At 43.9% G+C, this 14,026-nt stretch carries 12 protein-coding genes; 11 read left to right on the top strand and 1 reads right to left on the bottom strand.

Annotation, left to right across the window (positions count from 1 at the left end):
* Nucleotides 1-94 precede the first annotated feature (94 nt).
* The 9 genes from BWI44_RS06645 (at nt 95) to BWI44_RS06605 (ending at nt 9,170) form a co-directional block, all read left to right on the top strand.
* The gene (locus BWI44_RS06645; protein ID WP_022208084.1) at nt 95-334 is read left to right on the top strand and encodes a hypothetical protein; all 240 of its coding nucleotides are present in this window, start codon (nt 95-97) and stop codon (nt 332-334) included.
* A gap of 371 nt (nt 335-705) precedes the next feature.
* A complete protein-coding gene (locus tag BWI44_RS06640; RefSeq protein WP_007664509.1) occupies nt 706-2,202 on the top strand; it encodes a 2-isopropylmalate synthase in 1,497 nt (498 codons plus the stop codon).
* 41 nt (nt 2,203-2,243) lie between these two features.
* Nucleotides 2,244-3,638, top strand: a complete 1,395-nt coding sequence (gene leuC / locus BWI44_RS06635; protein WP_007664508.1) for a 3-isopropylmalate dehydratase large subunit — start codon at nt 2,244-2,246, stop codon at nt 3,636-3,638.
* 61 nt (nt 3,639-3,699) lie between these two features.
* Nucleotides 3,700-4,287: a 3-isopropylmalate dehydratase small subunit gene (gene leuD / locus BWI44_RS06630; protein ID WP_007217260.1), complete on the top strand. Its 588-nt coding sequence runs from the start codon at nt 3,700-3,702 to the stop codon at nt 4,285-4,287.
* A complete protein-coding gene (locus tag BWI44_RS06625) occupies nt 4,284-5,837 on the top strand; it encodes a hydroxymethylglutaryl-CoA lyase-like TIM-barrel protein (protein WP_007664507.1) in 1,554 nt (517 codons plus the stop codon). The genes leuD and BWI44_RS06625 overlap by 4 nt, the downstream gene beginning before the upstream one ends.
* Nucleotides 5,837-6,103, top strand: coding sequence for a hypothetical protein (locus BWI44_RS06620; protein WP_044532023.1), 267 nt, complete (start codon nt 5,837-5,839; stop codon nt 6,101-6,103). Before BWI44_RS06625 ends, BWI44_RS06620 begins: the two co-directional genes overlap by 1 nt.
* Nucleotides 6,093-7,154: a 3-isopropylmalate dehydrogenase gene (gene leuB, locus BWI44_RS06615; protein WP_044532022.1), complete on the top strand. Its 1,062-nt coding sequence runs from the start codon at nt 6,093-6,095 to the stop codon at nt 7,152-7,154. The genes BWI44_RS06620 and leuB overlap by 11 nt, the downstream gene beginning before the upstream one ends.
* Nucleotides 7,155-7,247: 93 nt before the next feature.
* Complete coding sequence (cysK, locus tag BWI44_RS06610; RefSeq protein ID WP_195208282.1) at nt 7,248-8,198, top strand: cysteine synthase A; 951 nt, start codon at nt 7,248-7,250, stop codon at nt 8,196-8,198.
* 147 nt (nt 8,199-8,345) lie between these two features.
* Nucleotides 8,346-9,170: a tetratricopeptide repeat protein gene (locus BWI44_RS06605; RefSeq protein ID WP_286812268.1), complete on the top strand. Its 825-nt coding sequence runs from the start codon at nt 8,346-8,348 to the stop codon at nt 9,168-9,170.
* A 152-nt stretch (nt 9,171-9,322) separates the two neighbouring features.
* Here the strand turns inward: BWI44_RS06605 and recQ are convergent, their stop codons facing one another.
* Complete coding sequence (recQ, locus tag BWI44_RS06600; protein WP_195208280.1) at nt 9,323-11,131, bottom strand: DNA helicase RecQ; 1,809 nt, start codon at nt 11,129-11,131, stop codon at nt 9,323-9,325.
* Between the two features lie 278 nt (nt 11,132-11,409).
* Between recQ and BWI44_RS06595 the strand changes: the two genes are divergently transcribed.
* Nucleotides 11,410-11,874, top strand: coding sequence for a helix-turn-helix domain-containing protein (locus tag BWI44_RS06595; RefSeq protein WP_007214984.1), 465 nt, complete (start codon nt 11,410-11,412; stop codon nt 11,872-11,874).
* Nucleotides 11,875-11,977: 103 nt separating this feature from the next.
* Entirely contained in the window at nt 11,978-14,023 is a 2,046-nt protein-coding gene (locus tag BWI44_RS06590) for a dipeptidyl-peptidase 3 family protein (RefSeq protein ID WP_195208279.1), read from the top strand.
* Nucleotides 14,024-14,026 lie beyond the last annotated feature (3 nt).

Genomic DNA, 14,026 nt, shown 5'->3' with positions numbered 1-14,026 from the left:
AAGATATGGGGGCTTTTTGTATTTGTATAATTCTAATTTTTTGCTTATATTTGCGCCGCACTATTTATTATTAATGTTTAAAGCAAAATTAGAGATGAAGACAAAGTTATTTTTGGCAGCTGTTGCAGTTGCATTTTCTTTCGCCGTGACTTCTTGTGGTAACAAAAAGGCAGCTAATACTGAAGTAGAAGCTACTGAAGTTGAAGTTGTAGAAGAAGTACAGGCATGTGATTCAACAAAAGCTTGCTGCAAGGCAGATTCTGCTGCTTGCGATAGCACAAAAGCTTGCTGCAAAGAGAAAAAAGAATGTGATAAAGCTTGCGACAAGAAGTAATTCTTATCACATAGGATCATATAAAAAAGGGGCATACGTTCAAGTATGTCCCTTTTTTGTTATACTTTATAGAGTTATTTGATAGCAAACTTATAAAATGATGTTTTTTTAGAGAAAAAAGTTACGAATTTGTTTGTATGCTACAAAATTATCTATACCTTTGCACCGTCATAATAAAAACAAGAAGATAAAAATGATACAGAACTTTACATATATTCTACTGTGTGGTATTATTATTCTACTGGCAAGGTTTAGTGGAAGTGAGTGCTGTGCGTGAATATATGTAACGATTAGGATATTCGAAAGCCTTTCTCACTTCCAAGTGCGAAAGGCTTTTTTTAATGGTAATAATTTATAAAAAACTATAAGAAATGAGTGACAAGTTATTTATTTTTGACACAACGCTCCGCGATGGCGAGCAGGTCCCGGGATGCCAATTGAACACAGTGGAAAAGATTCAGGTAGCAAAGGCACTGGAACTGCTGGGCGTGGATGTTATTGAAGCTGGATTCCCGATTTCCAGTCCGGGAGATTTCAACTCTGTTATTGAAATATCCAAAGCGGTGACATGGCCTACTATTTGCGCATTGACCCGTGCGGTACAAAAAGATATAGATGTAGCTGCAGATGCTCTGAAGTTTGCCAAGCACAAACGTATTCATACAGGTATCGGTACATCGGACTCGCATATCAAATATAAATTCAATTCCAATCGTGAGGAAATCATCGAGCGTGCAGTAGCTGCTGTGAAGTATGCCCGCCGTTACGTGGATGATGTGGAGTTCTATGCAGAAGATGCAGGTCGTACGGACAATGAATATCTGGCTCGTGTGGTGGAAGCTGTAATTAAAGCGGGTGCTACAGTAGTGAACATTCCGGATACGACCGGTTACTGTCTGCCGGATGAATATGGAGCGAAGATCAAGTATTTAATGGAGCATGTGAGTGGTATTGAGAAAGCGATTCTTTCTACGCACTGTCATAATGACTTGGGAATGGCTACTGCAAATACGATGGCTGGTGTACTGAATGGTGCCCGCCAGGTAGAGGTTACTATCAATGGTATCGGTGAACGCGCAGGTAATACTTCGCTTGAGGAAGTGGCTATGATTATCAAATGCCATAAAGATATTGAAATTGAAACGAACATCAATACCCAGAAGATTTATCCGACAAGCCGCATGGTTTCAAGCTTGATGAACATGCCGGTGCAGCCTAACAAGGCTATCGTAGGTCGTAATGCCTTTGCACACTCATCGGGTATTCATCAAGATGGTGTGTTGAAGAATGTGCAGACTTACGAAATTATCGACCCGCACGATGTGGGTATCGACGATAATTCTATCGTATTGACTGCCCGTAGCGGACGTGCTGCTTTGAAGAATCGTTTGCAGGTATTAGGCGTGGATCTTGAACAGGAACAACTGGACAAGGTATATGAAGCTTTCCTGAAATTGGCGGATAAGAAGAAGGATATTAATGATGATGATATCCTGGTGCTTGCCGGTGCAGACCGCACACAGAACCACCGCGTGAAACTGGAATATCTGCAAGTGACCAGTGGAGTAGGTGTACGTTCGGTTGCTAGTCTGGGACTGAATATCTCCGGTGAAAAGTTTGAAGCGGCTGCTAGTGGAAACGGTCCGGTAGATGCAGCGATAAAGGCTTTAAAGAAGATCATTGACCGCCATATGACACTGAAGGAATTTACGATCCAGGCTATCAGCAAAGGTAGTGACGATATGGGTAAGGTACACATGCAGGTGGAATATGACAATCATATTTATTATGGTTTCGGTGCGAATACGGATATTATTGCCGCATCGGTAGAAGCTTATATCGATTGTATCAATAAGTTCAAATCATAAGACTAACCTCAATTATAAATTGTAAAATCGTAATAAATCTGATGAATACATTATTTGATAAAATCTGGGATGCCCACGTGGTTCAGCAAGTGGAAGATGGTCCCACACAGTTATATATAGATCGCCTTTATTGTCATGAAGTAACCAGTCCGCAGGCTTTTGCGGGAATGCGCGCACGCGGTATCCAATGTTTCCGTCCGGAAAAGATTGTTTGTATGCCCGACCATAATACGCCGACCCACGATCAGGACAAGCCGATTGAAGATCCGATCTCCAAAACACAGGTGGATACACTGGCCAAGAATGCGGAAGATTTTGGATTGACACATTTCGGCATGTTGCATAAGAAGAATGGTATCATCCATGTGGTAGGTCCGGAAAGAGGCTTGACATTGCCGGGAATGACGATTGTATGTGGTGACTCGCATACTTCAACGCACGGTGCGATGGGAGCAGTAGCTTTTGGTATCGGTACAAGTGAGGTCGAAATGGTAATGGCTTCACAATGTATCTTGCAGACACGCCCCAAGACAATGCGCATCACAGTGGACGGAAAATTGGGTAAAGGTGTGACGGCAAAAGATATTGCTCTTTATATGATGTCTAAAATGACAACGAGCGGTGCAACTGGTTATTTTGTGGAATATGCCGGAGAAGCAGTGCGCAGTCTGACTATGGAAGGACGCCTGACACTGTGCAACCTGAGTATAGAAATGGGTGCACGTGGTGGTATGGTGGCACCAGATGAAGTGACATTTGAATATATTAAAGGTCGCGAATATGCTCCGGCAGGTGAGGAATGGGAGAAAGCATTGGCATACTGGAAGACGCTGAAGAGCGATGAGAATGCTACGTTTGATAAAGAAGTGCATTTTGATGCGGCAGATATCGAACCGATGATTACATACGGAACAAATCCGGGTATGGGTATGGGCATCACGCAGCACATTCCTACGACTGACGGAATGGGAGAGGCTGCAAAAGCTTCATTCCTGAAATCAATGAATTATATGGGCTTCCAACCCGGTGAGGGAGTATTGGGCAAGAAGATAGATTATGTGTTTTTGGGTGCTTGTACGAATGGACGTATTGAAGATTTCCGTGCTTTCGCCTCGTTAGTGAAAGGCCGTAAGAAGGCAGAACATGTGGTTGCCTGGTTGGTACCCGGTTCGTGGATGGTAGATGCACAGATTCGTGAAGAAGGTCTGGATAAGGTATTGGAGGAAGCAGGTTTTGCTATCCGCCAGCCGGGATGTTCGGCTTGTCTGGCAATGAATGATGATAAGGTGCCTGCCGGAATGTATGCGGTTTCTACAAGTAACCGTAATTTTGAAGGTCGTCAGGGACCGGGTTCACGCACATTACTTGCCAGTCCGCTGGTAGCAGCTGCGGCAGCAGTGACGGGAGTGATTACGGACCCGAGAGAACTGATGTAATTTCAGTCCTCCCGGTAGAAGTCATTAATAATAAGTATTTCAAAATCAAAGATAAGAAACAATGAAACAGAAATTCAATATCATCACCAGTACTTGTGTGCCTCTCCCGTTGGAGAATGTAGATACAGACCAGATCATTCCTGCACGTTTTCTGAAAGCTACGACTAAAGAGGGCTTCGGAGAGAATCTGTTCCGCGACTGGCGGTATGACAAACAAGGAAACAAAATCGACTCTTTCGTTCTGAACGATCCGACCTATAGCGGACAGGTGCTTGTAGCCGGAAAGAACTTCGGTTCGGGCAGTAGCCGCGAGCATGCGGCATGGGCCATTGCAGATTATGGTTTCCGCGTGGTGGTCAGCAGTTTCTTTGCAGATATCCACAAGAATAATGAACTGAATAATTTCGTATTGCCTGTAGTGGTGAGCGAACCGTTCCTGAAAGAATTGTTTGATTCCATTGCCGCCGATCCGAAAACGGAGGTAGTGGTGAACCTGCCGGAACAGACAATCACCAACAAGGCAACAGGTAAAAGTGAGACTTTCGAAATCAATGCTTACAAGAAACATTGCCTGATGAATGGCCTGGATGACATCGATTTCCTGGTAGAGAATAAAGATAAAATAGAAGCGTGGGAAAATAAAAAATGAAGTATAGACAGCCCCAAATAGAAATCATGGACACTACGCTCCGCGACGGTGAGCAAACCAGCGGTGTGTCGTTCGTCCCCCATGAAAAGCTGATGATAGCCCGTCTGCTACTGGAAGAACTGAAAGTAGACAGGGTGGAAGTAGCTTCGGCACGGGTTTCGGACGGTGAGTTCGACGCAGTCAAGATGATATGTGACTGGGCGGCGCGGCGTAATTTATTGCCCCGGGTGGAGGTGTTGGGTTTCGTAGACGGGTATACGTCGGTAGACTGGATACACGCTACCGGCTGCCGCGTCATTAATCTTCTGTGCAAAGGTTCGCTGAAGCATTGCACATGTCAGTTGAGAAAGACCCCTGAAGAACATATCGAGGATATTATTGGCGTAGTGAATTATGCCAATGAGCAGGATATGGAGGTGAATATTTACCTGGAAGACTGGAGCAACGGGATGAAAGATTCTCCAGAGTATGTCTTCCAGATGGTGGATGCACTGATGCACACGAATATCAAACGGTATATGTTGCCTGATACATTGGGTGTGCTGAATCCTTTGCAGGTCATCGAATATATGCGGAAGATGGTGAAGCGCTATCCGCATGCTCACTTCGATTTCCATCCGCATAATGACTACGACCTGGCAGTGAGCAATGTGCTGGCTGCCGTGCTGAGTGGTGCGAAGGGACTTCATACCACGATCAACGGTCTGGGCGAACGTGCCGGTAATGCACCGTTGTCCAGTGTGCAGGCTATTCTGAAAGATCATTTCAATGCTATCACTAACATTGACGAAGGTCGTTTGAATGAAGTCAGCCGGGTGGTTGAATCTTATTCCGGTATTGCCATACCCGCCAATAAACCGATTGTAGGTGAAAATGTGTTCACGCAGGTAGCGGGGGTACATGCCGATGGAGACAATAAGAGTAACCTTTATTGCAACGACCTGTTACCCGAGCGTTTCGGACGTAAGCGGGAGTATGCACTGGGTAAGAACAGTGGTAAGGCGAACATCCGTAAGAATCTGGAAGATCTGGGACTGACGCTGGATGAGGATTCCATGCGTAAGGTGACGGAACGGATTATCGAGTTGGGTGACAAGAAAGAACTGGTTACCCAAGAAGATTTGCCTTATATCGTTTCGGATGTACTAAAGCACGGAGTGATGAATGAGAAAGTGAAGCTGAAGACATACATCGTGAACCTTGCTTACGGTCTGAAGCCGATGGCTACGCTGAAGATTGAAATCAACGGACAGGAGTTTGAAGAAAGTTCCAGCGGTGACGGTCAGTATGATGCTTTTGTACGTGCTCTGCGTAAGATTTATAAAGTGACGTTGGGACGCAAATTCCCCATGTTGACAAACTATGCCGTAACCATCCCTCCCGGTGGGCGTACCGATGCTTTTGTGCAGACTGTGATTACCTGGAGCTATGACGGCACGGTGTTCCGTACACGCGGACTGGATGCCGACCAGACGGAGGCAGCGATTAAGGCAACAATGAAGATGCTGAATATCATTGAGGATGACTATGAACTTAAAAAATCAGAATAATGAACCCCGCTGAGAAAAAGAAATCATTCTTTGAAAATCATCCGAAGGTGTGTTATGCGCTGTATGCAGTCTTGCTCTTTGCTTTCAATCTCTTTCTGCGTTGGAAGGATAGGGAGTTGAGTGCGGACGAATATTTCATCTCTGCTATCAATACCCTTATACTAACAGCGGGTTTTGTGTGGGGCGACCGTTATCGTCGCAAAAATTTTGTGAATCAGAAGAAAATAGAAGAATACCTAAAAAATAAAGAAAACAATGGATTTTAAAATTGCAGTATTAGCCGGTGACGGCATTGGCCCGGAGATTTCCACCGTAGGTGTGGACGTAATGACCGCCGTATGTGAGAAGTTCGGACATAAAGTAAACTACGAATATGCCATCTGCGGTGCAGATGCTATCGACAAAGTGGGAGATCCGTTCCCCGAAGCTACTTATGAAGTTTGTAAAAACGCGGATGCTGTTTTGTTCTCGGCTGTAGGTGACCCGAAATTCGACAATGATCCTACTGCCAAAGTACGTCCCGAACAGGGTCTGCTGGCTATGCGTAAGAAACTGGGATTGTTTGCCAATATCCGTCCGGTACAAACTTTCAAATGTCTGCTCCATAAATCACCGCTTCGTGCAGAACTGGTAGATGGTGCAGATTTTCTTTGTATCCGCGAACTGACCGGCGGTATGTATTTCGGCGAGAAGTATCAGGACAACGACAAAGCGTATGATACCAATATGTACACTCGTCCGGAGATTGAACGTATTCTGAAAGTTGGTTTCGAGTATGCCATGAAACGCAATAAGCACCTCACGGTGGTAGATAAAGCCAATGTGCTCGCATCTTCACGCCTGTGGAGACAGATTGCCCAGGAAATGGCACCGCAATATCCTGAAGTGATTACGGACTATATGTTCGTGGACAATGCAGCCATGAAGATGATTCAGGAGCCTAAATTCTTTGATGTAATGGTTACCGAGAATACATTCGGTGATATCCTTACGGATGAAGGTTCTGTAATCAGTGGCTCTATGGGATTGCTTCCTTCGGCTTCTACAGGCGAAAGCACTCCTGTATTCGAACCGATCCACGGTTCATGGCCACAAGCTAAAGGTTTGAATATTGCTAACCCGTTGGCGCAAATTCTTTCGGCTGCGATGTTATTCGAATATTTCAATTTGCTGGAAGAAGGCGCATTGATTCGCAAAGCTGTAGATGCTTCTTTGGATGCTAACGTTCGTACACCGGAAATTCAGGTGGAAGGTGGTGCGAAATATGGTACCAAAGAAGTAGGAGCATGGGTGGTAGATTATATCAAACGTAGCTAATCTTTATTAAGGAAATAAAGGAACAACAAGATTTTTTCTACCTTTGTGAGGCTGTATCAGAGATTTTGATACAGCCTCTTAATTTTTATGATTATGGCAAAAATAGCAAAGAACCTGACGGAATTAATAGGGCATACGCCTTTAATGGAATTAGCGGAATACAGTCGTAAATATGGACTGAAACAGAATATTATCGCAAAGTTGGAAGCGTTCAATCCGGCTGGGAGTGTGAAGGATCGTGTGGCGCTTGCTATGATTGAAGATGCAGAAGCGCGCGGAGCACTGAAGCCCGGTGCGACGATTATAGAGCCTACCAGTGGAAATACCGGTGTAGGACTGGCGATGGTTGCTACAATCAAAGGATATCACCTGATGCTCACGATGCCCGAAACCATGAGTATAGAGCGTCGTAATCTGCTGAAAGCACTGGGTGCTGAAATTGTACTGACAGATGGATTGGCCGGTATGGCAGGGTCCATTGCAAAAGCGCAGGAGTTGAGGGCGTCTATTCCCGGTTCGGTCATCCTTCAACAATTTGAAAATCCTTCTAACGCACAGATTCATACGCTCACTACAGGTGAAGAAATCTGGACGGATACAGACGGAAAAGTGGATGTGTTTATTGCCGGAGTGGGAACAGGCGGAACCATCTGCGGGGTGGCACGTGCCTTGAAAAAACATAATCCGAATGTGTATATTGTTGCCGTAGAACCGGAATCTTCTCCTGTATTAGAAGGCGGAGTGGAAGGGCCACATCGTATTCAGGGAATCGGAGCCAATTTTATTCCTGCTATTTATGATGCCTCTGTTGTAGATGAAGTGTTTCCTGTGCCCGATGATGAAGCAATTCGTGGCGGACGTGAGTTGGCGTCTACCGAAGGATTACTGGCGGGCATATCTTCCGGTGCAGCTGTATATGCAGCGCGTTTGCTGGCACAACGTCCGGAGCTTGCGGATAAGAAGATTGTAGTTCTTCTGCCTGATACGGGAGAGCGTTATCTGTCTACGGAGTTGTTTGCATTCGAGACTTATCCGCTGGATTAGTAATTCTTATTAAATGCTTCGTTGCGTATTTGGAAATAAGTGTTTCCTCGTTGTGGAACAAACAATTTCAAGCGATGAAACTAACCGTTTCAAGTAATGAAACAAATGATTCCCTGTCTTGAAACATAATCTTTAAATAAATTAAAAATGAAGAAGTCTATTCTCTCTTTCCTTATATATATAATAGGTGTATCTCCTGTGTTTGCCCAAACCTATCAGGAACTTTCGGACCGTGCCATTGCTTGTACTGAACAAGATAGTCTGGCACAGGCGGAAAATTATATCCGCCAGGCTTTGAAACTGGAACCTGCTAATCCGCATAATGCCTTATTGTTTTCTAATCTCGGTACTATTCAACGTCGACAACGGGATTATGATCAGGCTTTAGAATCCTACACGTATGCCTTGAACATTGCTCCACGGGCAGTTCCCATTCTCTTGAATCGTGCCACACTGAATCTTGAAATGGGACGGAATGAGCAGGCACGTGTAGACTATTCTTTAGTGCTGGATATGGAAAAGGATAACCGGGAAGCACTCCTGATGCGTGCCTATATTTATGTGACCCAGCGCGATCTCAAGTTTGCCCGGGCAGATTATGAACGATTACTGAAGCTCGATCCTCAAAATTATAATGCCCGTTTAGGACTTGCTACTTTGGAGCAGAAAGACGGAAATTTACAAAAAGCCTTGGAGATATTGAATAAGATGCTGGTAGAAGATCCGCAGGATGCAGCCTTATACGTAGCACGTGCAGGAATAGAACAGGATATGCAGCATGTCGATCTGGCAATGATTGACTTGGAAGAAGCTTTGAAACTGAATCCTTCGCAAACGGAAGCCTATCTGATGCGCGGACAAATCTATCTGTTCCAGAAGAAGAAAAATTTGGCAAAGCAGGATTTTGAGAAAGCAATGTCTCTTGGAGTGCCGCAGGCGGATCTCAGAGGATTGCTACAGCAATGTAAATGATAAGTGGTTTATATCTTTAGTATATTATTTTTCATCCGCAGATAACACAGATGACGCAGATTTAAAAGAAATAAAAATCTGTGTAATCTGTGTTATCTGCGGATGAAAACTGAATTATCATTTATAGCATAAGAAATTCTGCAGATGGGTTATTAAACGTATTTCTTGATTAACTCGACAAAATCCTTTCCGTATTTCTTCTTTTTATATTCACCGATTCCGCTAATATTACCGAATGCTTCCATTGTAGTAGGGCGGGCGGTGCTGAGTAAATGCAATACCTTGTCGGACAGTACAATATAAGCTGGTAGCGCTTCCTGGTCTGCAAGCCGTTTCCGTAATGCACGCAGAGCTTCGAAAAGTTCTTCGCTTTCCGTGTTCGGTAACCCCAATGGTAGCTCTCTGACCGGAATCGTTGATTTTTTCTTTCTCCCTTTGGCGGGTGCGGACTCTTCACGCCGGATTACTGCCAACCGTGCTTGTGCCCGTCCGAAGAGGACATCACTACCGCTGCTTGTTATTTTCAGATGGTTGTTTTCGTTGTATGCTATTTCAAAATACCCCAATTGTAACATTTGCAGCAAGTAGTCCTGCCAGTCACGGGCAGGAACTTCACGTCCGGCACCGAACGTTTTCAGTTGCTGATATCCTTTCTCCGATACATCCGGAGTATTATTTCCGCGTAAGATATCTACAAGAATACTCGTGCCAATCTGCTGTTCCGTACGGACAATAGCGCTTAAAGCTTTTTGTACAATAACAGTTCCGTCGAAACGCTGGGGAGGATTTTTGCAGACATCGCAGTTTCCACAATCCTCTGTAGTGGTCTCTCCGAAATAACTCAACAGGATGCGACGCCGGCAAACATCTGCTTCTGCATATTGTTGCATACGTTGTAACTTCTCCAGATTGATGCCTTGCTGACCGCTTTCCGTCGCAAACTTGGTTAATAGAATAAGGTCGGCCAGAGAATAAAACAAGAGGGTGTCGCTTGGTAGTCCATCCCGTCCTGCACGCCCAATCTCCTGGTAAAAACTTTCTATACTTTTAGGAAGATTGTAATGGATAACCCAGCGCACGTTACTTTTGTCGATTCCCATACCGAAAGCAATCGTGGCACAAACTATTTGTACACGGTCGTTGATGAAATCGTCCTGTGCTTCATCTCTCCGTACGGAGGATAATCCGGCATGATAGACTGCCACACGTAACCCTTGCTTTTGCAGCATCTGTGCCACTGTCTCCGTTTTACTGCGACTCATACAATAGATGATACCGCTTTCACCACGATGGCGACCTATGAAATCCAGGATAGCTTTGCTTTTTTCTTTTTGTTGGTATCCCCGTTTTACGGTAAGGCTCAGGTTGGGACGGTCGAAAGAAGAGATAAAAACCTTCGGCTGGTTGAGGTGTAACTGCCGTACAATATCCTCACGTGTAATTTTATCTGCTGTAGCTGTAAGAGCTATGACCGGAATATTGGGAAACATCTCGCGTATGAATCCCATTTGTGCATATTCCGGACGAAAATCATGTCCCCATTGTGAAATGCAATGTGCTTCATCGATGGCAAATAATGAGATATGCATATCTCTTAAAAGATAGTTGGCTTCGGCTATTAATTTCTCAGGCGAAATGTAGAGTAATTTCAGGCTCCCTTCCATACAGGCACGACGTAGAACGGCATTTTCAGTCTCGTCATTACTGCTGTTCAGAGCACCCGCGGCGACACCGTTGGCACAAAGTGATTCCACCTGATCTTTCATCAGGGAAATCAAAGGGGAAACTACTACGGCAGTTCCTTCGCATAACAGGGCCGGAAGCTGGTAACAAATGGACTTTCCACCTCCAGTAGGCATCAATACCAGTGAATCTCTTCCATCCAGTACTGTGCGGATAATCTCTTCCTGTAAAGGTCGGAAACTATCGTAACCAAAATATCGTTTAAGCGTTTGTATCATTTTAGCTGATAAAGTTTTATCCTGCAAAGGTACATTAATTATTGTATATAAAACAAGCTGATAAACGTATTCATTTTATATCATAAGCCCTTTTGTAAAGGTTAAAGTTTCTTATTAAATCGGCTCAAATACTACTTTTCAACCTTTTTCGTTGTTTATAGGTCAAAAATATGTACGATAAAAGTTGCGTATTAGAAAAAAATGTCAGACTTTTGTAAAGTCTAAAGGAAAATCCTTCGGGCTTTCATGTTTTAACAAACCCTAACCAGTTAATTCAAATGAGTGATTTAGAAAACAAGAATCAGGAAGCGGCTACTAAGAAGCGCCCTTATAACCTGAGAGAGAAAAAAGAGAAGAATGCTGCTTACCGCTCGTTGATTCGTCCGGAATTGGCAGATGAGTTGTATGACAAGATATTGAATATCGTAGTTGTGCAGAAGAAGTATAAAGATCCCGATTACTCGGCTAAAGATTTGGCGAAAGAGTTGAAAACCAACACTCGCTATTTGTCCGCTGTAGTAAATTCTCGTTTTGGTATGAACTATTCATGCCTGTTGAATGAGTACAGAGTAAAAGATGCAAAACATTTATTGACGGATAAGAGATATGCCGACAAGAATGTAGAAGAAATCAGCACGATGGTAGGTTTTGCCAACCGTCAGTCTTTTTACGCTGCATTTTATAAAAATGTAGGTGAAACTCCTAATGGATATCGTAAAAAACACGCAGATAAAAAACAGTAATTCTGCGTAGAACAATGTATAAAAAGGAAATATTCCGGAGCAACTGTTTCGGAATACTTCCTTTTCGTCTTTTCTAAATACCAACTCACATATCTCCCGACACATGAAGAAACAACTAATAGCATGTGCCGCTTTTGCATTGCTGACAGCTTGTAGCGGCTCGAAAACAACAACTGCCGAGGCAGATAAATTTGATTATACAGTGGAACAATTTGCAGACTTACAAATATTACGTTACCGGGTTCCCGGTTTCGAGAACTTGTCGCTCCAACAGAAAGAGCTGGTGTATTACCTTACGGAAGCTGCTTTGCAGGGCCGTGACATTCTCTTCGATCAGAATGGAAAATATAACCTGCGCATTCGTAGAACGTTGGAAGCAGTTTATACAGGATATAAAGGTGACAAAAATACACCTGATTTTAAGGCGATGGAAGTGTACCTTAAACGTGTGTGGTTCTCTAATGGCATTCACCACCATTATGGCTCTGAGAAATTCGTGCCTGGTTTTGCTCCTGAATTTTTCAAAGAGGCTGTGCTGAGTGTAGATGCCTCTACATTGCCGCTGGCTGAAGGACAAACCGTAGAGCAATTATGCGATGAGCTGTCTCCGGTTATTTTCGATCCGACTGTAATGCCGAAGCGCGTGAACCAGGCAGCAGGAGAGGACTTAGTGTTGACTTCTGCTTGTAACTATTATGACGGTGTGACGCAGAAAGAAGCTGAAGACTTTTATAATGCAATGAAAGACCCGAAAGATGAAACGCCTGTTTCTTACGGTCTGAACAGTCGTCTGGTGAAGGAAAACGGCAAGATTCAGGAAAAGGTCTGGAAAGTGGGTGGTCTGTACGGACAGGCTATTGATAAGATTGTATATTGGCTGAAGAAAGCGGAAGGCGTAGCTGAAAATCCGGAACAGAAGGCCGTGATTGCCGAACTGATAAAGTTTTATGAGACTGGTGATTTGAAGACTTTTGATGAATATGCTATCCTTTGGGTGAAAGATTTGAATTCCCTTGTGGACTTTGTGAATGGATTTACTGAAAGCTATGGTGATCCGTTGGGTATGAAGGCAAGCTGGGAATCATTGGTGAACTTTAAGGATATGGAAGCTACGCATCGTACTGAGATTATCAGTGGCAATGCGCAATGGTTTGAAGATCACTCTCCGGTAGATAAACAATTCAAAAAAGATGAAGTGAAAGGTGTTTCCGCCAAGGTGATTACTGCTGCTATTCTGGCTGGTGACCTTTATCCGGCAACGGCTATCGGTATCAATTTGCCTAACTCCAACTGGATACGCAGCCATCATGGTTCTAAATCTGTGACTATCGGTAATATTACGGATGCATATAATAAGGCTGCTCATGGCAACGGATTCAATGAAGAATTTGTGTATAGCGATGCCGAATTGCAGTTGATAGATAAATATGCCGATCTGACTGGTGAACTTCATACGGACTTGCATGAATGTCTGGGACATGGTTCCGGAAAGTTGCTTCCGGGAGTTGATCCGGATGCTTTGAAAGCTTATGGCTCCACGATTGAGGAAGCACGTGCGGACTTGTTCGGTCTGTATTATGTAGCTGATCCTAAGTTGGTAGAATTGGGGCTGACACCCAATGTAGATGCTTACAAAGCAGAATATTATACTTATCTGATGAACGGTCTGATGACACAGTTGGTTCGCATTGAACCGGGTAATAATGTGGAAGAAGCCCACATGCGTAATCGTCAGCTCATTGCCCGCTGGGTGTTTGAGAAAGGTGCGGCGGATAAAGTAGTAGAACTGGTGAAGAAAGATGGTAAGACTTATGTAGTAGTGAACGATTACGAAAAATTGCGTGCACTCTTCGGTGAATTACTGTCCGAAATCCAACGTATCAAATCAACAGGCGACTATCAAGGTGCGCATGATTTGGTGGAAAACTATGCAGTGAAGGTAGATCCGGCTTTGCATGCTGAAGTTCTGGAACGTTATAAGAAACTGAATCTGGCTCCGTACAAGGGATTTGTAAATCCGAAATATGAAGCAGTGGTAGATGCAGCCGGTAAGATAACCGATGTAAAGGTGACTTATGACGAAGGTTATGCGGAACAAATGTTGCGTTACAGTAAGGATTATTCGAATCTGCCTTCTATTAATAATTAACTA

The organism is Bacteroides sp. Phil13 (genome assembly GCF_001940965.1).
GTDB lineage: Bacteria > Bacteroidota > Bacteroidia > Bacteroidales > Bacteroidaceae > Bacteroides > Bacteroides intestinalis.
This window is presented reverse-complemented; position numbering and strand designations above follow the sequence as displayed.

Excerpts from the sequence above, each read along its gene's own strand:
- leuC (WP_007664508.1), top strand. The coding sequence starts at position 2,244 with ATGAATACATTATTTGATAAAATCTGGGATGCCCACGTGGTTCAGCAA.
- cysK (WP_195208282.1), top strand. The coding sequence starts at position 7,248 with ATGGCAAAAATAGCAAAGAACCTGACGGAATTAATAGGGCATACGCCT.
- leuB (WP_044532022.1), top strand. The coding sequence starts at position 6,093 with ATGGATTTTAAAATTGCAGTATTAGCCGGTGACGGCATTGGCCCGGAG.
- BWI44_RS06625 (WP_007664507.1), top strand. The coding sequence starts at position 4,284 with ATGAAGTATAGACAGCCCCAAATAGAAATCATGGACACTACGCTCCGC.
- BWI44_RS06595 (WP_007214984.1), top strand. The coding sequence starts at position 11,410 with ATGAGTGATTTAGAAAACAAGAATCAGGAAGCGGCTACTAAGAAGCGC.
- recQ (WP_195208280.1), bottom strand. The coding sequence starts at position 11,131 with ATGATACAAACGCTTAAACGATATTTTGGTTACGATAGTTTCCGACCT.
- leuD (WP_007217260.1), top strand. The coding sequence starts at position 3,700 with ATGAAACAGAAATTCAATATCATCACCAGTACTTGTGTGCCTCTCCCG.
- BWI44_RS06590 (WP_195208279.1), top strand. The coding sequence starts at position 11,978 with ATGAAGAAACAACTAATAGCATGTGCCGCTTTTGCATTGCTGACAGCT.
- BWI44_RS06640 (WP_007664509.1), top strand. The coding sequence starts at position 706 with ATGAGTGACAAGTTATTTATTTTTGACACAACGCTCCGCGATGGCGAG.
- BWI44_RS06620 (WP_044532023.1), top strand. The coding sequence starts at position 5,837 with ATGAACCCCGCTGAGAAAAAGAAATCATTCTTTGAAAATCATCCGAAG.
- BWI44_RS06605 (WP_286812268.1), top strand. The coding sequence starts at position 8,346 with ATGAAGAAGTCTATTCTCTCTTTCCTTATATATATAATAGGTGTATCT.
- BWI44_RS06645 (WP_022208084.1), top strand. The coding sequence starts at position 95 with ATGAAGACAAAGTTATTTTTGGCAGCTGTTGCAGTTGCATTTTCTTTC.